This is a genomic window from Pseudomonadota bacterium (assembly GCA_039193195.1).
Classification (GTDB): Bacteria; Pseudomonadota; Gammaproteobacteria; order Steroidobacterales; family JBCBZW01; genus JBCBZW01.
On record JBCCWS010000002.1, the window covers coordinates 222,345 to 242,402 of the forward strand.

Annotated in this window: 18 protein-coding genes; 9 read left to right on the forward strand and 9 right to left on the reverse strand. The window is 64.0% G+C overall.

Features of this window, described 5'->3' with window-relative positions; all coding sequences use genetic code 11:
* The first annotated feature begins 29 nt into the window (after nt 1–29).
* From AAGA68_03230 to AAGA68_03245, 4 genes are read left to right on the forward strand one after another with little or no spacing between them, the layout of a single operon-like run.
* Nucleotides 30–629, forward strand: a complete 600-nt coding sequence (locus AAGA68_03230; GenBank protein MEM9384045.1) for a hypothetical protein — start codon at nt 30–32, stop codon at nt 627–629.
* Nucleotides 630–659: 30 nt separating this feature from the next.
* Nucleotides 660–2,303: a ubiquinone biosynthesis regulatory protein kinase UbiB gene (gene ubiB / locus AAGA68_03235; protein ID MEM9384046.1), complete on the forward strand. Its 1,644-nt coding sequence runs from the start codon at nt 660–662 to the stop codon at nt 2,301–2,303.
* A gap of 5 nt (nt 2,304–2,308) precedes the next feature.
* Nucleotides 2,309–3,514 (forward strand): MFS transporter, encoded by a 1,206-nt coding sequence (locus AAGA68_03240; protein MEM9384047.1) that lies wholly within the window; start codon nt 2,309–2,311, stop codon nt 3,512–3,514.
* Nucleotides 3,511–3,951 (forward strand): PaaI family thioesterase, encoded by a 441-nt coding sequence (locus AAGA68_03245; protein ID MEM9384048.1) that lies wholly within the window; start codon nt 3,511–3,513, stop codon nt 3,949–3,951. Before AAGA68_03240 ends, AAGA68_03245 begins: the two co-directional genes overlap by 4 nt.
* 20 nt (nt 3,952–3,971) lie before the next feature.
* Here AAGA68_03245 and AAGA68_03250 read toward each other — a convergent pair whose 3' ends face one another.
* Nucleotides 3,972–5,801: an SLC13 family permease gene (locus tag AAGA68_03250; GenBank protein MEM9384049.1), complete on the reverse strand. Its 1,830-nt coding sequence runs from the start codon at nt 5,799–5,801 to the stop codon at nt 3,972–3,974.
* Nucleotides 5,802–6,093: 292 nt separating this feature from the next.
* The gene (locus tag AAGA68_03255) at nt 6,094–6,720 is read right to left on the reverse strand and encodes a FlhC family transcriptional regulator (GenBank protein MEM9384050.1); all 627 of its coding nucleotides are present in this window, start codon (nt 6,718–6,720) and stop codon (nt 6,094–6,096) included.
* Between the two features lie 246 nt (nt 6,721–6,966).
* On the opposite strand from AAGA68_03255, the gene AAGA68_03260 reads away from it, so the two are divergent.
* Nucleotides 6,967–7,653 carry a hypothetical protein gene (locus AAGA68_03260; GenBank protein ID MEM9384051.1) on the forward strand — a complete coding sequence of 229 codons (687 nt, stop codon included), beginning with the start codon at nt 6,967–6,969 and terminating at the stop codon, nt 7,651–7,653.
* 135 nt (nt 7,654–7,788) lie between these two features.
* On the opposite strand, the gene AAGA68_03265 is transcribed toward AAGA68_03260, so the two are convergent.
* The 4 genes from AAGA68_03265 to AAGA68_03280 form a co-directional block, all read right to left on the reverse strand.
* Nucleotides 7,789–8,763 carry a pyridoxal-phosphate dependent enzyme gene (locus AAGA68_03265; GenBank protein ID MEM9384052.1) on the reverse strand — a complete coding sequence of 325 codons (975 nt, stop codon included), beginning with the start codon at nt 8,761–8,763 and terminating at the stop codon, nt 7,789–7,791.
* Nucleotides 8,764–8,892: 129 nt separating this feature from the next.
* Nucleotides 8,893–9,771 (reverse strand): divergent polysaccharide deacetylase family protein, encoded by an 879-nt coding sequence (locus AAGA68_03270; GenBank protein ID MEM9384053.1) that lies wholly within the window; start codon nt 9,769–9,771, stop codon nt 8,893–8,895.
* Between the two features lie 14 nt (nt 9,772–9,785).
* Nucleotides 9,786–11,051, reverse strand: a complete 1,266-nt coding sequence (locus tag AAGA68_03275; GenBank protein MEM9384054.1) for a S41 family peptidase — start codon at nt 11,049–11,051, stop codon at nt 9,786–9,788.
* Nucleotides 11,052–11,169: 118 nt separating this feature from the next.
* On the reverse strand, nt 11,170–12,297 hold the full coding sequence (locus tag AAGA68_03280) for a peptidoglycan DD-metalloendopeptidase family protein (protein ID MEM9384055.1): 1,128 nt from the start codon (nt 12,295–12,297) through the stop codon (nt 11,170–11,172).
* 87 nt (nt 12,298–12,384) lie between these two features.
* Between AAGA68_03280 and AAGA68_03285 the strand changes: the two genes are divergently transcribed.
* The 3 genes from AAGA68_03285 to AAGA68_03295 are packed head-to-tail and all read left to right on the forward strand — an operon-like array spanning nt 12,385 to nt 14,387.
* On the forward strand, nt 12,385–12,804 hold the full coding sequence (locus tag AAGA68_03285) for a rhodanese-like domain-containing protein (protein MEM9384056.1): 420 nt from the start codon (nt 12,385–12,387) through the stop codon (nt 12,802–12,804).
* A gap of 37 nt (nt 12,805–12,841) precedes the next feature.
* Entirely contained in the window at nt 12,842–13,351 is a 510-nt protein-coding gene (gene secB / locus AAGA68_03290) for a protein-export chaperone SecB (GenBank protein ID MEM9384057.1), read from the forward strand.
* A 10-nt stretch (nt 13,352–13,361) separates the two neighbouring features.
* On the forward strand, nt 13,362–14,387 hold the full coding sequence (locus tag AAGA68_03295; GenBank protein MEM9384058.1) for an NAD(P)H-dependent glycerol-3-phosphate dehydrogenase: 1,026 nt from the start codon (nt 13,362–13,364) through the stop codon (nt 14,385–14,387).
* Here AAGA68_03295 and AAGA68_03300 read toward each other — a convergent pair.
* The gene (locus AAGA68_03300; GenBank protein MEM9384059.1) at nt 14,384–14,875 is read right to left on the reverse strand and encodes a tRNA (cytidine(34)-2'-O)-methyltransferase; all 492 of its coding nucleotides are present in this window, start codon (nt 14,873–14,875) and stop codon (nt 14,384–14,386) included. The genes AAGA68_03295 and AAGA68_03300 overlap by 4 nt on opposite strands.
* 105 nt (nt 14,876–14,980) lie before the next feature.
* A complete protein-coding gene (locus tag AAGA68_03305) occupies nt 14,981–17,866 on the reverse strand; it encodes a TonB-dependent receptor (protein ID MEM9384060.1) in 2,886 nt (961 codons plus the stop codon).
* Nucleotides 17,867–18,535: 669 nt separating this feature from the next.
* Between AAGA68_03305 and AAGA68_03310 the strand changes: the two genes are divergently transcribed.
* Nucleotides 18,536–19,258 carry a 2OG-Fe(II) oxygenase family protein gene (locus AAGA68_03310; GenBank protein ID MEM9384061.1) on the forward strand — a complete coding sequence of 241 codons (723 nt, stop codon included), beginning with the start codon at nt 18,536–18,538 and terminating at the stop codon, nt 19,256–19,258.
* Here AAGA68_03310 and AAGA68_03315 read toward each other — a convergent pair.
* Nucleotides 19,255–20,037 (reverse strand): SapC family protein, encoded by a 783-nt coding sequence (locus AAGA68_03315; protein MEM9384062.1) that lies wholly within the window; start codon nt 20,035–20,037, stop codon nt 19,255–19,257. The genes AAGA68_03310 and AAGA68_03315 overlap by 4 nt on opposite strands.
* Nucleotides 20,038–20,058 lie beyond the last annotated feature (21 nt).

Genomic DNA, 20,058 nt, shown 5'->3' on the forward strand with positions numbered 1-20,058 from the left:
CCACTGCGTGCGGTCTAAGGAGATCCGAGATGCCTTTGCCTGACTCCCTGTTGATGCCCTTGGAAGCGCTCCTCAACCGGCGCATCGCGGCCGCCTCGCCTGCCCATGACCTGTGTGCAGACCTCGAGGGTCGAACGCTCGTGATCGATCCGACGGAGGCGCCTGCGATCGCCTTCACGGTGGTCGAGGGTGCCCTGCGCTTGAGCTTCGAAGTGGTCGAACAGCCGAATGCGATCGTCTCTGGGCCCCTGCTTGAGCTCACTCGCTTCGCTCAAGCGGGCAGCCTCGAAGCGGCCCGCGATGTGGAGGTAAACGTGCAGGGCGACGTACGGACTGCCGGTGGCTACGCTAGCCTATTCGCAATCGCTCGACCGGACTTTGAAGCGGAGCTGTCACGGTTAGTCGGTGACCTGCCAGCCCACCAGTTGGGCTCGGCCATGCGTGGCCTTGGAGACTTCTTCGTACGCGCCGGTAGCACCTTGCAGCGAGACCTCAGCGACTTTCTGAAGGAGGAGAGTCGGGACGTGCCGCCGCGAGATGAGGTGCAGCGTTTCGAGGATCGACTGACCGCCTTGAGCGAGCGCATCGACAGCTTGCGCGAGCGCGTCGAGGCGATGGGCCGTCGTTAGGTGATTCGATAGGTAGAAAGCACACTCCACGTGTCCGTAATTCGTCAGCTCCTACGCCTGGTTGCCATCGCCCAGGTCCTCGCCCGTCACGGCTTCGAGCACATCGTCGTCAACCTGCGGCTCCTGGGGCCCTACCGCTTTGTGCTGCTCCTGCGTCCCGGTCGCAGGCGTCGGCGTGAGAGCGCACCGGCGGGTGCACGCCTGCGGGCTGCGCTGGAGGATCTCGGCCCGATCTTCGTCAAATTCGGCCAAACACTGTCCACACGACCAGATCTACTGCCAGACGATATCGCCACCGAGCTAACGCGCCTCCAAGACCGAGTACCCCCGTTTCCGGGCGCTCAAGCGCGCGCCATCTTGGAGAAAGCGTATCGCAAGCCACTAACGGAGGTTTTCGCTGAGTTCGATGAGAAACCACTGGCAGCGGCGTCGATCTCCCAAGTTCACGCCGCCACCCTCCCCGGCGGCCAACGGGTGATCGTCAAGGTGCTGCGCCCGGGAATCGAGAAGACTATCCACAGTGATGTGCAGGTGCTGCAGACGCTCGCTGGACTCGCAAAGAAGTACTGGCCTGAAGCACGACGACTGCGCCCCGTGGAAGTGGTGAGCGAGTACCGCAAGACCATTCTCAACGAACTCGACCTCATGCGAGAGGCAGGCAACGCGGCGCAGCTGAGGCGCAACTTCGAGGAGAGCGATCAACTCTACGTACCGGAGGTACACTTCGAGTTCTGCCGTCCCAACGTGATGGTCATGGAGCGAATTCACGGCATTCCCGTGAACGACGTTCCAGCGCTCAACGCGGTGAATGCGAATCTGGAACAGCTAGCGCGCTACGGCGTCGAGATCTTCTTCACGCAGGTGTTCCGCCACAACTTCTTTCACGCGGACATGCACCCGGGAAACATCTTCGTCAACGCTAGTGAGCCAAACAACCCGAGCTACATAGCCGTCGACTTCGGCATCGTCGGCACCCTGACCGCGGAAGACCAGCATTACCTCGCCGCCAACCTCCTCGCCTTCTTCAAGCGCGACTACAAGCGTGTAGCCCAGCTACACGTGGAGTCCGGCTGGGTGCCGGCCGGGACCCGCGTAGATGAGTTGGAAACGGCCGTTCGCACCGTGTGCGAACCGGTCTTCAACAAACCTCTGAAGGAAATCTCCTTCGGCATGTTCCTACTGCGCCTGTTCCAAACCGCTCGCCAGTTCGACATGGAGATTCAGCCGCAGCTGGTCCTGCTACAGAAAACCCTGCTCAACATCGAAGGTCTGGGCCGCCAGCTCTACCCGGACCTGGATCTTTGGGTCACGGCAAAACCGTTCCTCGAGGAGTGGATGACCGAGCGCCTGAGCGGTCGGGAGACGCTCGAGAAGCTGCGCGCTCACCTGCCGCAGCTGCGCGAGGATGTGCAGTCTCTGCCGTCCCTTGCACTCGAGGCGTTGCACCACCTTTCACGGGGTGATTTCCGCCTGCGCTTGGACAGCGCACCGATGGAGCAGCTGCAAGGCGCCATGCGCGAGAACGCGCGCTGGCGCCACGGTGTCTACGTCGGTGCCGCCCTGCTGGTGGCTGGCGCGATTTTGATCGGCCTCAACGGCGGTCAGCCGCCTTGGCTCGGGTGGGGAATGGCGGGCCTAGGCCTGGCCTTAATGCTCGTGTCCAGACCCAACTAGCGCCGATGGCTGAGGCGGCCGTCACCCCACAACGCTTCCTACCGCGGGCCGCCGTGGTGCTCGGCATCATCTCATTATGCAATGATCTTGCCGGGGAGATGCTCGCGCCAGTCATCCCCCTATTCCTAACGACAACGCTCGGTGCGGGCCCTGCGATCGTCGGGCTCGTGGAGGGGTTCGCGCAATCCTGCGCGAGTGTACTCAAGCTGCTTGCCGGACTGCTCGTTGACAACGGTGTTCGACCCAAACGCCTCATGCTCGCCGGTTATGGACTCGCCAGTAGCGTACGGCCACTGATCGGCATCGCCAGCAGCTGGGGCCTCGTCCTGGCCCTACGCGCCCTGGACCGTATCGGCAAGGGGTTGCGTGGCGCTCCGCGCGACGCCCTTCTCGCGGCCTCCGTGGACGATGCTCGCCTGGGCCGCGCCTTCGGTTTCCATCGCGCGATGGACTACGTGGGCTCCGGCCTAGGGCCCGCGATCGGTGCCGGCGCCCTCACCCTAGGGATGTCGCTCAAGGGCCTTTTCGCCCTAGCGGTGATCCCGGGATTGGCGGTGATGGTGTTGATTCTCTTCGGTGTGAGTAGCGAGCGCCTAGGGTCGCGCTCGGCAGACAAGCCTCGAGCGCTACCTGCATGGGCCAGCTTGCCCGGGCGTCTTCGTGGACTGCTTCTAGCGGCCACCTTGCTCGCCGTCAGCGCCGTGCACGACGCCTTTCTCGTGCTCTGGCTGGCGAAGCAGCTGGACCACATCGCCTCCGTACTCCTGGTGTTCGCCCTGATCAACGGTGTACGCGCCGTCGTCGCTATGTTTGGCGGCGAACTCAGCGACCGCCTTGGCACCTTGCCGACGATCCTAGTCGGCTGGACCCTGCGCATTGGCCTACTGCTGTGGATCGCGAGCGCTTCGTCCGCGCAGGCGACGACGCCCGCAGCGATCTTGTGGGTCGTGTCACTTGCGGCGGCGATGGCCTGGAGCGCCCCCGCTGAGTTGGCCCTGCTCACACGAGCGGCGCCCGATGGCCAGCGTGGCACGCTCCTCGGTACGTACCACATGCTCACGGGCCTAGCGATGCTGCCAGGCACCGCCCTATTCGGGCTGCTTTGGCAGCAGTTCGGCGTGTCAGTGGCCTTCCTGAGTGCCGCGCTCGGCTCTGCCTTGGCAGCCCTCACTTTGCTCATTCTCTCTCGCGAAAAGAGGCCCAACCCATGACCCGTGCAGACTCCCGAGCCGCCCTCGCACGGGTGCGCGCCCTTGCCGCTGACGCCCCCTTCGTCCGTTGGCTAGGCGTGGAAGTGGTGAACGCCGGGCAGGGTTGGGTCGAGACCGAACTGCTGCTAACTCCGAACCATCTGCAACAAACGGGTGTTGTGCACGCAGGGGTTCAGGCCACCCTGGCCGACAACACGGCCGGCGCCGCAGCGACCACGGTGATCGACGACGCGCAAACAGTCGTTTCCGTCGAGTTCAAATTGAACCTGCTGCGGGGGGCGCGCGGCAACAAGTTGCGCTGTCGCAGCGAAGTGCTGAAGTCCGGCAGGCGGATCGTGGTCGCCGAGTCAGCGGTGATGGTGGAGGCAGAGCAGGGTCCGCGCTTGGTGAGCAAGGCGACGGTCACGCTGATGCCGGTGCGAGCTGCCCGCGAATAGCATGGTGAGCCTGGGACGCGCTATAGCCCGTAGAAAAGCGTCAGCACCACCGACAGGGTCAACCAGATGATTAAGGTCAGCGGCACACCCACGCGCAGGAAGTCACTGAACTTGTATCCCCCGGCACTCAGTACTAGCAGATTGGTCTGGTAGCCGATAGGGGTGGCATAGCTCATATTGGCACCGAAGAGAACCGCTAGTACGAAGGGCTGAATCGGGGCACCTAGGCTTTGCGCAATGCCAATCGCAATCGGGGTACCAATAACCGCAGCGGCGTTGTTCGAGACCACGTTTGTGATCACAGCCATTAGCAGCATCAAGCCACTCATCACGATGGGAATGGGCAGATTCTGCGTCAGCCCCACGTAGGAGTCTGCGAGGAAGGCAGCTCCCCCCGTTGCCATCAGGGCCGAGCCTAAGGCGAGGCTCACTACGATCACCAGGATGACGGGCGCACTCAGGGCGGAACTCAGGTCGCGCCAAGTCAAGCATCCTGTCAGGATCATCAACGCCACACCGCTGATTGAGCTAATGGAGATCGGCATGATGTCGAGAGCCGCGGAGCCGATAACCGCAAGCATGATGCCCAACGCCCAGCGGGCGCGTTCGGTGTACGGCAGGTCCGTGGTCCCGTCCAAGACGAGCATGTCGTTTGAACGTTTCAGCTCATTGATTGCATCACGCGTGCCTTGCACGAGGATGACATCGCCCGCGCGCAGGCGTACGTCGCGCAATTCGCTGTTGCCCGTAGGATCGCCTTTGGCTCGGTGGATCGCCAGCGGCATCAAGCGGTACCGTGTGGAGAAGCGCGTCCGCCGCAAGGTGCGATGGTGCAGGGGCGAGCCGCGGGTCACCACCACCTCGGCTAGCTGCTGACCAACCGCAGCGAGTTGCTCGTCGCCCGTGATGGGCTGCTCGGGGTCGTCTGCGCTATGCAGCCGTGTACCCAGGACACGCTCAAACTCCTTCAGTCGCTCCGGCGTATCGTTCACCACCAGACGATCACCCGCCGTGATCTGCACGGAGGGCAGACGGGTGAGGTAGAGATTCTCACCGCGCTGGATGCGCTCGATCTTGATGTTATCTTCCGTACGCTTACGCACCTCAGCGAGCGTGCGCCCGTTGGCGAAGCTGTCCTCGCTAACGTGGAGCAGAGCGGTGAACACTCGCGGCGACGTATCGCTCAGCAGGGCCTGACGCTCGGGGAGGAGGCGCGGTGCCACCTGCCAAAGGTAGATAACTCCTACGGTTCCAGCGATGAGCGCTGGCAGCGTGAAGTCGAACATGCCCATGCGCGGCTGCCCCAGATCCTGCGCGATGGAGACCACCAAAAGGTTAGTGGAGGTGCCGATGGTGGTCGCCATGCCACCGAGGAGCGTCGCCAAGCCCATCGGCATCAAGACGCCGGACGCAGGCTTTCGAGTCTGGATCGATACGCTGACGAGAATCGGCAGCAACATCACGACGATCGGCGTGTTGTTGACGAAGGCACTGAGTAGGGCACCTAGCGTGAGCGTTAGGAGAAGGGACATGACCGGATTGCGCTGCCACCCCTGGGACAGGGCGACGGCAAGCGGTTTGAGCGCCCCGGTGGTCTCCAAGCCCTTGCCCACGATCATCAGGGCGCAGATCGTGATGAGTGCCTCGTGTCCGAAACCCGTAAGAAAGTCCGCAGGCGCGAGGGGTACACCCTGAGGCGCGTAGGGGAAGAACTGAAACAGCAGCACCAGCAAAACCAGGATGGTCAGGCAGGAGGTTTCCAGGGGCAGGCGATCGCGGGAGAAAAGCACTAGCGCACCCAGCGTGAGCAGCATGACGATGAGGCCGTGCAGATCGGGCAGGGAAGCCATGGACGCTGGGGAGCTCGGCCGAAGCTAGAGTGCGGTTCGGTGAGGGAGAAGCTCAGCGGCAGCGAAGCCGCAGCACCCACACCGAAGCGAAACGCGGCGCCGAAGCAATCGCAGACGACGCTGCTGCGGCAGCGCAGACGGATGCCGACATGATTCCCCCGGAGCTCGATTGAGAAGTGGCGAACGCGAAGCGTTCGTGTTTGGCCTGCTCAGCGCGGGGAATGCTAGCCCGTCGCTCAGCGAACGCCCAGGCAGGGTAATCGGCCCCGGGCAGGCGGGCAAGGGCGGGCGATTACCCCGCCTGAGCGCGGCTCGCCGCGTAGCGCCGGCGGGTGGCTAGGTCTTGCACTGATTTTGCTGAGCGCCGCCGCTGCACGCCCTTGAGGCGGCAGCAGGGGCAGTGCCCCTCATCCATCTCCATGACGTGATGGACGTACACGCCCGCGCAGGCGGCACAAGCCATCAGCACCAGCTCATCACCGCGCTCGAGGGCGCGGTAGAGGCCCCACGCGCGCTCGAAACAGAAATGCGGAGTACGGTGAAGGGAGCGGTAAGTCTCGTAGGCAAGGCAGAAACTAAAGCCGAGTTTCAGAGGATTCTCGCGCTCGGCATCCTCGAAGCGGCCGTCTGACGCCAACGACAGCACATCGCTCGCCAGCAGCAACATCGCTAGGGACGTGGCTTCGCACTGAAAGGTGGCATTGCGCACGTAGATCGCCGTGCGCGAAGGCGACTTGCCGCGCTGGCGCTTGACCGCCTGAGCATCGTCCTTGAAGTAGCGAGCGTAGAGCCGGCGAATTCGATCGTCCGACAGCCCCGTACAGAATTTGATCGTGCACGTGCGCGCCTCGTGGCCGATCATGCGCAAGGCTAATTCGGTGCGTTGGCACTCATCCATGTAGCCGGCAATCTGCTCCATCCTCGTCTCCTTATCGGTGGCCTGCCATGCAGGTGTACCGCAAGAATCATGGTGCATTGCACACGGAAATTGCGCCATTTGGATCAGAAATGGCGCCTCCGCTTTCATAATTGATCCATTTGGCGCAATTATGGCGGTGCAGGCCGCCTGCGGACAATGCCTAGAATCGAGTCAGAGCAGGCAAGACGCGGCAAACCCCAGGCGTCTGCGCGATCGGGTGGGAACGCTGCGAAGGGAGAACTGGAGATGGAAGTCCTCAACAGCTCAGCGCCGCCAGGCCCTTGGCGATACAGCCCACCGGACGCCCGAGCGCGGCGTGAACTCGCGGCCCTGAACGGCCGGTTTTTGGAAGTCATTCGGCTGTTGGCACTGGCGCCCGCACACGCAGCCGATAGCGTCGAGCACAACGCCCACGTGTTGGGGCTCGAGGCCACAGTCGCGGAACGCGTCGCGCATCTCCCGGTGGCTCGCCGTGATGAGTTGGCGGCATGCCCGTACGCGCTGGTAGGCGTGAGCTTGGGGGATCTCGAATTCTGGCGCCAAGTGTCGAGCCCGAACGCCCGCCCAACGAGCTATCGGCGCGCCCTCGGGGGTAGCAGCTTCTCCCCAGCTCACGCCTCGGCACTGCGCGATGCCCTGTTTCTCACGCTTGCCTACGCTTGGCACCTGGCCCAAACGTCTCCCACGAGCGCGCGCTGGATGCTGGGCGCCTGCCCGGAGTCACTCGCTCTGCTACGCGCCCTGCCCTTCAGCACCCTCGGACAGATCGCCGATGAGTGTCCGGGCCTGCTCCGAGCCCGCCTAGCCGACCAGAAGCGCTTTTGGCACGATCTGGTAAGCGCCGTCGCTAGCGGTACGCACCAACGCCGCTTCGCAGCGGTTTCCCTCGGTTTGCAGCTATCAGCGGCAGCAGGCGCACCGCGCACACGGTGATTCGCCACCCTAGGGGGCCGCTTGGTAAACAAGGTGACGCTCAGCGAGTAGCACGGGCGCCATCGCGGCGTTGCATCGCCTTGCTGACGCTGCCCCTACGCAGACTGAGCGCTACCTCATTTACCAAGCGGCCCACTAGGCCGAAGGCTCACGCCCCTCGAGCGTAGCGGCGTAGAGCGCCGGGTCCACGTTACCGCCGCTGATCACCGAGACGGTAACGCCGTTGTCGGTGGCCAGGGGCGGCACGGCCCCTTCTATCAGAGCTGCCGTGGCGAGCGCGCCAGAGGGCTCCACCACCAACTTGCCGTCGCGGAACAGAAGACGCATGGCCTGCAATATCGCCTGCTCCGACACGGTGACCATGTCGTGTACGAGGTTCATAACGATCGGAAAGGTGTAGCGGCCAAGGCAAGGCGTGCGAGTGCCATCGGCGATAGTCGGCGGGTTGTCGACCCAGCACAGACGCTTGCTGCGAAAGGAGCGGGTAGCGTCGTCCGCTAGGGCGGGTTCCACGCCGATTACCTGACACTCTGATTCGGTCATCGCCACGGCGATGGCTATACCCGAAAGCAAGCCACCGCCCCCAGTGCAGACGAGTATTCGCGCCACATCCAAGGGCTGCCGCAAGATCTCGAGACCCACGGTCGCCTGACCGGCAATCACATCGGGGTGGTCGTAGGGAGGAATGATCGGCAGACCTAGCTCAGCGGCAAGCTGGGTGCCGAGCGCTTCGCGACGCGTGGTGGTCGGATCGTACAGCACGATCTTCGCCCCGCGTGCCTGCGTCGCCTCGCGCTTCACCGCCGGCACGGTGGTCGGCATCACCACGGTGACCTCGACGCCGAGCATCCTCCCGGCCATGGCCAGGGCTTGGCCATGGTTGCCGGAAGAGTAGGTGAGCACACCGCGTGCGGCATCGCCCGCCTCCTGAAGGGCGGCGAGCGCGTTGTAGGCACCGCGAAACTTGAAGGCACCGGTGTGCTGTAGATTTTCGCACTTCAGCACGACGCTGCCGCCGGTGTTCTCTGCGAGGCACTCGAGCGGCAACACCGGCGTCAAAAGAGCATGGCCCGCCAAGCGCTGTTCTGCTCGCCGCACGCGCTCAAACATCTCCTCTCGCTGGGCGCTGGAAAAGACCGACGAGACCTCCGGTAGCGCGGGCGGCGGACGGCTCAACCTCCGTGCACCAGCTGGCGAGCGCATCTGCGGGGAGGGAGAGTACGGCAGGGTCGAGCGACGTTAAGGACGCTCATCAGTTGCCTCCGTGGGCAGCACGAGCCCCTCGCGCACGCCCCGCGCCAGCGCCACTTCGTCGGACCCACGCTCCAGCTGCTGCGGGCTCTGCAGCGCGATGAGCTCACGAACCGAAAGCACCCGATAGCCTTCCTCGCGCAGGGCCGGGATAGCGGTGCGCAGCAAACGCAAAGTCGGCGTTCCCGGGTGGCCGATGGCAAGAGCGCTACCGCGCTCGCGAGCCAAACGTCGCAGGCGATCGAGCTGTTCCCTGACTGCCGCCTCTCGGGGGTCGTGATCCAGAAACACATCGCGTCGCGTCGCGAGTAAACCGTGGCGACGAGCCTGTCGCAGGCCGACGCTCTGCGGGTGCGTAAAGCTGTCGACGAAGAACAGGTCGCCGCGACGCCGGAGCAGGCGCATCACCTCACGCATCACATCCGCATGGGTAGTAAGCAGGCTGCCCATGTGTCCGTTCATACCCACCGCTCCTGGCACCCGCGCCAGATTCTCCGTGAGCATGGCGTCCAACTCATACGCCGACATCTCAAGCGTGAGCACCCGCGGCCCAGGATTTCGCTCTCCGTTACGCGGCGCCATCGGTTGGTGTAGAAGCACCTCCCGGCCCGCAGCTCCTACTCGCGTGGCTACGGGCGCCGCGTAGGGCGTATCGGGCAAGACGGCAACTGCGACCGGGCCTTCGAGGGCCAGCACTTGCTCTACTTCCTCCAGGGAGTAACCCATGTCGTCGATGACGAAGGCGACGGCGGGCTGCGCCTGAGCGCGTGCGTCGGCGCCGGCTGCTAGCAGCACGAGGAGCGAGAGCACGCCGAGGGCATACGCCAGCAGCGGTGCGAATTTGAGGTGAGGGGCGGGGTGGCCCACAGAACGCGAAGACTTCAGGAGGTTTCAGTTCGCGTGGCAACCACCGACGCCCGTTGCCGACTCAGCCCTTTCAGGTGAATTAGCCCCTTTTGCAGGACTTGGTCACCGTCACGGACGGTGTCGTCGAGCACATCGCTGGTAGGCGTTAGGGGGCGCGAGCCCTGCGCAGAGACGACGATGTCAGGCTCGATACCGCGTTCGTGAATCGACGCGCCTGACGGCGTGTAGTAGAGGGATGTGGTCAGCTTGATCGCCCGCCCTGCGGAGAGCGGCATGACCGTCTGCACCGACCCCTTACCGTAGGTTTGCTTGCCGATGACCACGCCGCGCTCGTGGTCCTTGAGAGCGCCGGCCACAATCTCAGATGCAGATGCCGTGCCGCCATTGACGAGCACAACGATGGGGGCGCCGTCGAGCTGATCACCTGGGTGCGCGTTCATGCTGAACCGCGCTTCCGGCACGCGCCCATCGGCAGAGACGATGAGGCCAGACTCCAGAAACGCATCGGCAACGTCCGCAGCGGCCTCCAGGACACCGCCGGGATTGTTTCGAAGATCCAGCACTAGGCCGTTCAGCGGGCCCTCGTTGGTTTGGGACAGCTTGGCGAGTGCGCGATTCGTGTCGCGCGCCGTGGTGGCGCTGAACTGGGAGATACGCAGATAGCCAAAGCCGGGCTCTAGAAGCTGGGAGCGCACGCTGGCGACAGCGATATTGGTCCGGCGCAGGGCTCGCGTCAGGTGCTCGCGCTCTCCCTCGCCCTCGCCGCGCTCGAAGTCGAGCACGACTTCGCTGCCAGGGTTGCCCCGCATGAGCATGACGGTATCGCTGAGTCCGACACCGACGACCGACTCGCCATCGATCGCGGTTAGCTCATCACCGGGTTGGATACCGGCGGCTTCCGCCGGCGTGCCTTCCATGGGGGTCACGACGACGATGTGCCCATCAACTTCGTTGACCTCGAGGCCGACGCCAGAATAGCTGCCCGTAGTGCTGATGCGTATCTCGCGATACTGCTCCGCGTCGAGAAAGGCCGAATGGGGATCGAGCTCGGACACGAGCCCGCGGATCGCCCCTTCGATGAGTTGGGCCTCATCGACATCGTCGACGAAATCCCGCTGCACGCGCTCCAACACCTCCGCCAGCAGGCGGGCCTGCTCCCAGGGCAGGGCGCGCTGAGCCTGGGTGCCGTCGCCGCGCTCGGCGAAGCCGGCGGGTGCGAGGGCGACGCTGCCGCCGAGCAGAGCACCGACGAGCAGCAGCAGAGTGGCGCGGGTCTTCATGTTTGGGAGGGGCTCCCGAGGGCACTGGGCCGGTAGTCGAACATACCACAGCTGTTTCAACGCCCGCAGGGCGCCTGCACCTAAGCGGCGCTCTGAGCGGGCGAGACGGCAGGGCGGCCTAGCGCCCTATGCGGCGAGTGAACCAGCGCTGGGGATTCTGCTGCTTACGCCCTTTGCGAATCTCGAAATACAGGCCAGGCTCCTGGAGAGCCCCGGAGTCACCGACCGTGGCCACCTCCTCGCCCGGGGTCACCCAGTCGCCGACCTCCCGGAGCAGGGTCTCGTTATGCCCGTAGAGGCTTAGGTAGCCCTCACCATGTTCCAAGATCAGGAGCAGACCGAGACCGGGCAGCCAATCGGCATAGGCCACCCGCCCGTGGGCCACCGCGCGCACAGGAGCACCGCGATCGGCAGCGATCATCAGGCCATTCCAACGCAGGCTTCGGCCCGCCCGCGAGTCGCCGTAGTCAGCTGCCAGGCGGCCCTCGACGGGCCAGTCGAGACGGCCCTTGCGCGACGCGAAGGGCTCCTCCAACTCCGCCGCGGGCGAGTCCGAGAACAGGCGAGCCAAATCCTCGATGAGTTTCAGCAGCTCCTGCTCGCGCTGGGCGATCGTGCCGATCTGAGCCTCCGTCTCGCGAAGGGTCTCTTCGAGGGATTGGACGAGCGCGGTGCGTTCGGCGCGGACTTGCTCCAGCGCGCTTTGGCGCTCCCGGCGCTCACGCGCGAGGGCGGCTAAGCGCGCGTCCTCTCGGTCGCGAGCTGAGCGCAAAACGCGCAGTTCGCGCAGGGCGGCTGCAAGCGCCCCCACGAGCTCCCCCTGGTGCTGGGCCAGGTACTCTTGATAGGTGAGCATGCGACGTAGGGCAGCCGGGTCTTCCTGGCTGAACAAGACTCGTACAGGTTGCGCGGGGCCCACCCGATAGCGGGCGGCGAGGGCCTGGGCGAGGCGGGCTCGTTCTGCTGCGAGGGCGGCGGCTCGCTCGCCCAGGGCGCGGTTAGCATCCGCCCGTCGGGCCCTCGCCTCGGCCACCTGTTGCTCGAGCTGGGCGAGCTCGCCATTAAGCCCCGTGAGCGCCCGCTCGGTCTCGCGCAGTTCGCCGAGAGCGAAGTCTCGCTGCTCGAGATCCTGGCGCTTGGCTTCGCGCAGGGCCTCGAGGCGGGCTCGCACGCTCTGCAGCTCTTCCTCCGGTGCCGGCGCGTCGCCGATCGCCGGTGCGGCGGTGATGAGAACGGCGAGTAGCATGGCGCGAACTCCCCGCCTGCGCACCGGTCTGTCCAACGCAGACTGATATACTTGGCGGCTCGCCCTTTGCGCCTCGGAGTCGGCTTCGTGCAGCAGTTGTTTGAATTCGCCGGAAATCATCCGTTGTTGATCGCCGCCGCCTTCGGCCTCATCGCTACGATCGTAGTCAGTGAGGTCAGGCTGCGCAATCGGGGCTTCGCTGAGGTCACCCCCGCGCAGGCTGTGCAGATGATCAACGCCGGTGCGCTCGTGCTGGACGTGCGCGCTGCCGATGCGTATCGAAAGGGTCACATCATCGACGCCCGCAACGTGCCCCTAGACGAACTCGAAGGCGGCACGAAGCAGCTCGCCAAACATCGCGATCAGCAGGTGATCACCTACTGCGACACGGGAGTCACCAGTCAGCGGGCCGCCACCGCCCTGCGGAAGGCCGAGTTTGCGCAGGTGGCCTCCCTGCGTGGGGGCTTGCAAGCGTGGCGCGCCGAGAATTACCCCCTCGCGTCGTAAGCCAGACGCGTTCACCGATTAACGAGAGCAATACCCAATGGCAGAAGAGCAAGTCCCGAGCAACGGCCAACCGGGAGGGGCCGCCGCCCAGGCCACTGGCCCACAGCTGGTCGTTCAACGCATCTACATGAAGGACTCTTCCTTCGAGTCGCCGTCAGCGCCAGAGGTTTTCTCCGGCGAGTGGGATCCGCGCATGGATCTGAATATTGGGGCGAGCAGCCGCAGCCTCGGCGATGATCATTACGAAGTCACCCTCTCGGTGACCGTCGAAGCAAAGAAGGAAGACAAGGTCGCTTTCCTGTGCGAGGTGCACCAGGCGGGCGTGTTTCTCATCCGCGGGTTCAGCGAAGAGGATTCGAGGCGCGTGCTCAATGCGAGCTGCCCGAACGTGATCTTCCCGTACGCCCGCGAAGCCGTCTGCGACCTGGTCACGCGCGGCGGGTTCCCCCAACTGCTGCTGCAACCGGTGAACTTCGACTCCCTCTATCAGCGCCACACCGCTGAAATGCAGCAACAGCAAACAGGCGCGTCGGGACAGCCGTCCTGACCTCGTGACGATGACGCGGGAGACCGCCGCCGACGCCCTGAAGAGCACCGTCGCCGTCCTCGGCGCCGGCTCCTGGGGCACGGCGCTCGCGATCCAATTCGCACGCGCCGGCACGCCTACCGTGCTTTGGTCCCGGCGCTCGGAGCAAGCGCAGTCGATGCAAGCGCAGCGGAAGAACGACGAGTACCTTCCCGGCGCGAAGTTTCCCGAAGCGCTTTCGGTCAGCGCCGATTTGCGCGAGGCGGTGCGCGGCGCCTGGGCCGTTGTGGTGGCGGTACCCAGCCAGGCCTTTCGACCGTTGCTCGACGAGTTACGCGCGCAGTTAGGCACCGACACGATCGTCGGCTGGGCCACCAAGGGCTTCGAACACCCGAGTGGGAAGTTGCTCGATGAGGTCGCGCGCGAGGCGCTCGGCGAGCAACACCCACGGGCCGTCCTGTCCGGCCCAACCTTCGCCCGCGAGGTGGGCGCAGGTCTGCCCACGGCGATGACCATCGCGGCAACCGATGCAAGGGCCGCGGAGGCGCTCGCCAACGCTATCTCCAACAGTGTTTTCCGCGCCTACACCTCGGACGACATGACCGGCGTCGAGGTCGGAGGTGCCGTGAAGAATGTACTTGCCATCGGCGCTGGCCTGTCCGACGGGCTCGGCTACGGCGCGAACACGCGGGTTGCCGTGATCACGCGCGGCTTGGTCGAGATGACTCGCCTGGGCGTGGCGCTCGGTGCCCGGCAGGAGACGTTCATGGGCTTAGCTGGTATGGGAGACCTGATACTCACCTGCACCGACGATCAATCCCGTAACCGACGCATGGGCCTCGCGCTGGCCCGCGGCGCTAGCGTCGAGCGAGCAGAGTCAGAGATACGCCAAGTGGTGGAAGGCGTGCGCGCAGCACGGGCCGTGCACGCCGTAGCTCAGGCAGCAAAGGTAGATATGCCGATCTGCGAGAGCCTGTACCGCGTTCTATACGAGGGCCTTTCGCCGCGCGATGCAGTGCGCATGCTCATGTCGCGATCCCTAAAGCGAGAGCACTAGACAGCCCCTTCCGGCAGTTCGCTGCCCGGGAATCCCAGCTGGCGCCACGCCTCGTAAACCGCCACCGCTACCGCGTTGGAGAGGTTGAGAGATCGGCTATTAGCTTGCATAGGAATCCGCATGCGACGCTCCGGCACCAGCCCGTCGAGAACCTCATCGGGCAGACCGCGCGTCTCTGGGCCAAACAGCAGTACGTCCCCTAGCGCATACCGCGGCGAATCGTAAGGCTCAAGCCCGCGCGTGGAGAAGGCGAAGACGCGCGGCGAACGCCCGGGCCGAATCGCTTCCAAGCACGCCTTCAAGCCGGTGTGGGTATGCACGCGCGCCCACTCCCGGTAGTCCAAACCGGCACGCCGCAAAGCGCGTTGATTTAGAGAGAAACCTAAGGGTTCTACAAGGTGAAGGGCTGCTCCCGTATTCGCGCATAGGCGCATGACGTTGCCCGTGTTGGGCGGTATCTCCGGTTCGTACAGCACAACGTGGAGCATGCGAAGCATCCCCATTGAAGTATTAAAGAAAAAGGGCGGTGAGCCAAAGCCCACCGCCCTTTCCTACCCCGCAGGCGGGTAGGCAGTCCTAGCTAGTCCCGTCGATTAACGGAACGCGTAGGAGGCACTCACGAACACTCGACGGCCGATGACGTCGTAGAGCTCAGGGAAGGTGTTAGCCTGCTGCTGAGCGTCGCCCACGAAGGTCGGCAGTTCGTCGAAGATGTTCCGGAAACCGAGGTTTACGCGGAACGCTTCCGTGAAGTCGTAGGAAGCCGTGAAGTCGACGTAGTTGATCGAATCGATCGACGGCACGGACAACGTCGCGGGATCGACGCCGGCGTTGTCAATCGAGTCGTCATCCGCTTCGTTCAGGTAGCGCCACAGCACGGACAGAGCCAGCGGGCCCGTGCTCCACGTAGCACGCGTGAAGACCTGCAGGTCGTTACGCGGCGTGCCACAGGTGTTGCCGAAGTTGCCGGCACACTCATCGACATCAGGCAGCTCTTGCACCGCCTGGATGTCAAAGGCATCCAGCCAGGTAGCACGAGTGTTGAGGGCGAAGGTGGAGGCGTTGCCGAACAGGCCGAAGCCAAGGTCGGTTGCCCAGTTCACGACGAAGTCGACACCAGAGGTCTCGAAGCCACCGATGTTGGCGTTCTGCACGCTGACAAGACCAACGTTGCCGTCCCCGCGGCGTTGAATGGCCTGACAGAAGGGTGAGGACGCGTCCTGGATCTCTAGGTAGCAGAGGCTCAGGACGTTATCCACAGAGCCGCCAAGGACCGAAATGGCGTCGTCGATGCTAATGTCGAAGTAGTCGATCTGGATGTCCAGACCGTCAGTCGGCTGCAGCACCAAGCCCACGGTGAAGGTGTCAGAGGTTTCCTCAAACAGGTTGGGGTTACCGCCGAAGAGACCTTCGATCTGCGTGTTGGCCTGGTTGAAGGCTCCCACCTGACCAGCCGGAACACCGCCACCAACGCTCTCACACAGAGCCACGGCAGTCGCGTCCAGGTCACCGTCGAAGTCGGCGGAACACGGGTCGGTTGCACCCGGGAAGCCATTCGACTGGCCGCCGAACAGCTCGGCGACGTTCGGTGCACGCACTGCGCGCTGGTAACCGACACGGAGCCCGACGGCATCGACCGGCGAGTAGTTGATTGCACCAGCGTAAGAGGTGACCGTGCCGATGTTGGAGTAGTCAGACACACGACCTGCGCCGTAGAGGCTCAGGTTCTCGATGCCGGACAGGCCAGACAGCAGCGGAATCTGGATTTCCGCGAACACTTCGTTCACGTCGAATCCACCCACGGTAGCGTCACCAGCGTTGAAGCCGAGCACATCACCGGCGGACAGGAAGGTGTCCGGACGGAACTGAGACTCGTCTTCGCGGTGCTCGACACCAATAGCGATACCGACAGGCTCGGCGCTCGAGGTGATGGAGCCCAGGGTGCCGGTGATGGTGGCCTGCAAGACTTGCTGCTCGATGCTCGTGATGTTGGTTGCGCCAACGTTCACGAAGTCGATAGCGGCCTGCGAGATGTTGCCAGCGCCGAAGATGTTCAGCGGAGCACAGCCACCGGAGGTGTCCTGACACGCGCTACCATCGTCGGTGACCAGCACGGCCTGACGGAAGCGGCTGTCGGAGACGTCGTTGTTCAGCAGCTCGGTAGCCTGCAGACGCGAGTAGCTGTAGTACGCGTTGTAGCCCCAGTTGCTGTTGATGTCGCCTTCTGCACCGATCAGCACGCGAAGCGCGTCGCGGTTGTTCAGGGACTCTCGGGACCCGTTCTCAACCATACGACGACCGATGAAGCCGAGGAAGGCGTTATCGGTGTCGTCGACGACGCCGTCACCGTTGGTGTCGCTACGAATTCCATCGAGGGCGGCCTGCACCCCGTCACCGAAGAACTCGCTGTCCGGGTTGACTTCCAGCGTACCCAGGAACGCAGGCGTCGGCGCCAGCTCCTGGTCAACGCGGTTGTTGGCGAAGGCCAACTCGGAGAACACGCGCAGACGATCATTCACATCGTAGTGAGCGAACGATGCCAACAAGAAGCGCTCTTGGGGCAACTGGAGGTAGTTGTCCGGCGCGTAGTTGAAGCGATCGTCCGGATCGACGAAGGGCGCGCCGGTGCCATCGGGGTTGAAGCGGCCGAGAACGAACTCTTCGTCGGTGCCCGGGAAGATCGTCAGGCCGGAGAAGTCGCGGGTGCCGGGAATACCGGAGGAACCACCAGCGGCCAGCGGGCCACCGATACCGGTGTCGCTATCCTGACCTTCCGTGCCAGCGGGCGCGGAGTCGGTCAGCGCGAAGCTGGAGAAGTCACGGTCACCCTGGAACAGCGGCTTCCGGTTGATGAAGCCAGCGTACAGAACGGCGTTACCCTTGCCGTCGGCGAAGTTGCCGCCCACGGTCAAGTCGACGTTGAAGCGCTCGGCGTCACCTTCCGTGCTGACGTCGTACAACGAGGTGATCGTGGCACCTTCGAAGTCGTCACGCAGCTGGAAGTTGACCACACCAGCGAGGGCGTCGGAACCGTACACAGCGGAGGCACCGCCGGTCAGCACGTCCACACGCTCGATTAGCGTGCCGGGAACAGTGTTGAGGTCAACCACACCCGTCTGGGTAGAGGGGATGTAGCGGCGGCCGTTCACGAGAACCAGGGTACGGGCGGTGCCCAGACCACGCAGGTTCACGCGGGCGGTACCGTCACCCGGGTTGTTCGAGCTCGGGCCGAAGGACGGCAGCGTCAGCGGCAGCTCGGCGAGCTTTTGCTCGATGTTGATGTTTCCGGAGAGGGTGAACTCCTCGGCGTTGACGACGGTAACCGGGCTCACTGCGTCGAGATCGACGCGTTCGATGCGTGAGCCGATGGTGACCACTTCCTCATCGACTTCCTGAGCGACAGCGGGCATGGACACGGCCACGGCGCTGGCGGACAGGAGCGCGAGCTTCACGGCCCGCTCTAGATTGATGTTGTTCATTGCTCCTCCCTAGAGAGCAGTAACGCGTAGCGGACCCGAAACCCAGGTCCCCCAATTCAGCCGCAGTCGCGGATGTGCGGGGGGTGATAGCAAAGGCCCTCGACTCAGTCAACGAACTGCTGTGGCTTCGCCCCGACAGCGCGGGCACAGGTCGGCGAAGAAAACGACAAGACGGTGTGGTCGGGGCCCAGCGCCAGCGCCCCGAGGGGCTCAACCCGAGAACCAAGTCACAGAACTGGGCGTCGGGCGCGGCGCTACAAATCGTCGCCTGGGGGGTTCCAAGAACGCCCATAGGCATCTGACTTTAATAAATTTATTTGTTTCTAGGGTAGTGGATCGAAGGGCTTTGAAGCGTCGCAAAGAACTGCCGTGGCAGATTCGCAACGACGTCTCACCACCCCAAATGCAAGGCCGCCGAGGCGTCGAAATCGGCACCCCAAGTTACGCTGAGTCGTTCGACCGCAACCAACCGTTGTGATGAAACATCTTACGTTGTTTGCGCACAACAATTTGCTGAATATGTTGTATAGGCAGCCTGCGTAAGGCACTCACAAACGAGGCGCGAGGTTTCCCTGGCGAGCGCGACGACGCGTAATCGGGCGTACGGGTATGCTTCGCACCGTGCCCAAAATCGGGTCTCTTGCAACACTAGCCTGAAGTGCCCGCCCCATGACCGAATTCGCTCTCAACCCGTCCCTCGATGCCCGGGCACTGGCCGACCACTACGCCACTCGGCGGCGCATTCACATCCCGGAATTGCTGGTCGATGCCCACGCTGAGCAACTTGCGCGGTGCTTGGAGGCGGAGGTTCCATGGGGGTTCGCTTGGTTTGATGGGACGGAGCCACGCTACCACCGTGCCGAAGCCCTCCGAGCACTGACCCGTGAGGCCCAGCAATCACTTCACAAGGAGATCTTCCAGGTGGCCGGCAGCGGGTTTCAGTACGCCTACCGCACCTACCCGATGCTCGACGCCTACCTTCAAGGGTGGGGACAGGTGCCGCTGTTGGATCGGCTACTCGACTTCATCAACTCGCCCACCATGCTGGAATTCGTTGGCCAGGTGACGGGTCACGCCGACATCGCGCGAGGCGACGCCCAGGCCACGTGCTTCGGCCCTGGGCACTTCCTGAAATTCCACGACGATGCTCAAGAAGATGATCGCATCGCCGCCTTCGTGATGAATTTCACCCGCCGCTGGCACCCGGACTGGGGCGGGTACCTGCAGTTCTACGACGAGCGAATGGACATCGAGGAGGCGTTTCTCCCGCGCTTCAACGCCCTCAACATGTTCTCGGTACCGCAGCACCACTCGGTGAGCTACGTCGCCAACTACGCCGCCGGCCAGCGCTACAGCGTCACCGGATGGTTCCGGCGGGCGCGCCAGGGCTAGTGGCTGGTCACCGCCGTGGTGACGCGTTGGTGGCGCTCTAGGAGACGCAGCCAGTTCTCCAGGGAGAATAGGTGCGCGTAGGTCACCGCGAGCATGCCGCGATCGTTCAGCTCCTTCACCGTCTCGGCTGGGAGGTCGCCGAGCTTCTCTGGCACCACGGCGATGTAGCTTGCGATGGTCTGCTCCTCGTCGCTGCCGGGCACCTTGTGCGTGGCACGACGAGGACCGAGCAGCTCTAAGGCTTTCAGGCGCTCCACGTACTCGATGGTTTTGCGTCGCTCACCCTCGTACTTACCGCAAAAGTCGACCATCGCCTTCGTGTTCGACGCCATCTCCTGGCCATCGAAGAACGGGTACTCGGCGTTCTCCCCCACCGAAGGCGCCGCCCGGTCCACCACCACGGCGAACTTCTCATCGCCGGTGACCGCGAGGGCGAAGGGATGACAGCGCAGGTAGGCGGGGACGTAGGCATCCTGATCCCAGCGCCCCTGCGCGTCGACGAATAGGTTGCTGTTCTCGCTCAAGCCCACTACGGCTAGGGGCACAGGATTCTCCATGTCGGAGAAGATAATCGGATAGTTGCGCTGAGCGGAGGCAATCTCCGACACAACTAGCGGGATCGCGCGCACCTTGGCAGCGAAATCGAAGGGCCGGGGCGGCGGCGTCACACCTAAGGCGCCGTGGTCGTCTACGGTCAGTAGCTCCGGCTGCTCGTACAGGAACATCTTGCCCTCGACAGGTGCGACGGGGATGCCCTGGTCTTTCTCTTCTTCACTCATGTGCTTCGCGACTCCACGCAG